At 43.4% G+C, this 1,309-nt stretch carries 1 protein-coding gene and 1 other annotated feature; the gene reads left to right on the forward strand.

Annotation, left to right across the window (positions count from 1 at the left end; translation table 11 throughout):
- The first annotated feature begins 50 nt into the window (after window positions 1-50).
- A protein-coding gene (locus GTH32_RS19225; RefSeq protein ID WP_089368775.1) for an IS3 family transposase occupies window positions 51-1,270 on the forward strand; the annotation gives its coding sequence in 2 pieces (ribosomal slippage) (window positions 51-330 and window positions 330-1,270; 1,221 coding nt in all).
- Window positions 329-445: a sequence feature (AL1L pseudoknot), on the forward strand. (Overlaps the previous gene by 117 nt.)
- Window positions 1,271-1,309: the final 39 nt, after the last annotated feature.

The following is a 1,309-nucleotide window of genomic DNA, read 5'->3' on the forward strand; positions in this document are numbered from 1 at the left end:
TGAATCGCCCCGTGTTTGCCAGAGACTCAATAACTTGAGAAACTGGAACTATGAAAAAATCAAATCGCTATACATCAGAATTTCGTGAACGTGCAATTAGGCTTGTTACCACACAACAGCATGAATACCCTTCTCTTTGGGCTGCGCTAGTATCGATTTCAGATAAACTGGGATGTACCCCAGAAACACTTAGAGCATGGGTCAAGAAATCTCAAGCTCAACCGTCTAAACCCTCTTCTAATACGCAATCAACTGAAGAACGCCTTGCCGTCTTAGAGCGCGAGAATAAAGAGCTCAAGCGAACGAATGATATCCTGAGGCAAGCTGCCGCTTTTTTCGCCCAAGCGGAGCTCGACCGCAAACAGAAGTAATAGTGGATTTTATTGATGCTTGCAGAGAGCATTACGGTGTCGAGTCAATTTGCAAGGAATTGCCGATTGCACCATCAACGTATTATTCTCATAAACAGATACAAAGAGAGCCTGAGCGACTGTCTAACCGCAAAAAGCGTGATGCTGAGCTGATAATACTCATTCGCGAAGTGTGGGAGGATAATATGTCAGTTTATGGTGCAAGAAAAATATGGAAGCAGCTACAGCTTGACGACCATCAAGTCGCCCGCTGTACAGTCGAACGATTGATGCGAGTTATGGGAATTCAAGGTGTTCGTCGGGGTAAAGCACATAAGACAACGATACCTGACGAGCAACAAGATAAGCCACTTGATTTAGTTAATCGTCAATTTACTGCTGAGCAGCCAAATCAACTTTGGGTAGCTGACATCACCTATGTTGCCACATGGAGTGGGTTTGTTTATGTCGCTTTCGTGATAGATGTTTTTTCACGATACATTGTAGGTTGGCGTGTATCAACGACAATGCACACAGAGCTTATTCTTGATGCGTTAGAGCAAGCTATTTGGCATCGTGGCAACCCCGAAGGGTTAATTCACCACAGCGACAGAGGCAGCCAATATTTGTCTATACGATACACTGAGCGACTTGCTGAAGCTGGAATTCAAGCGTCTGTAGGCAGTGTGGGTGACTCTTATGACAATGCATTGGCTGAAACAATAAATGGATTATTTAAAACAGAGATTATTCGCAGAAATGGCCCGTGGAAGAATGTTGATGCTGTTGAATACGCAACGTTAGAGTGGGTCAATTGGTTTAATAATCAACGCTTATTATCTTCAATTGGGTATATTTCACCAGCTCAATATGAAACAGACTACTATGATAATTTAAACGAGTCAGGTAAAGTGGCCTGACTTAAACAAACTGGTCTCCGATGAACTCGGGGCGATTCA

Source organism: Alteromonas profundi, from assembly GCF_010500865.1.
Classification (GTDB): Bacteria; Pseudomonadota; Gammaproteobacteria; order Enterobacterales; family Alteromonadaceae; genus Alteromonas; species Alteromonas profundi.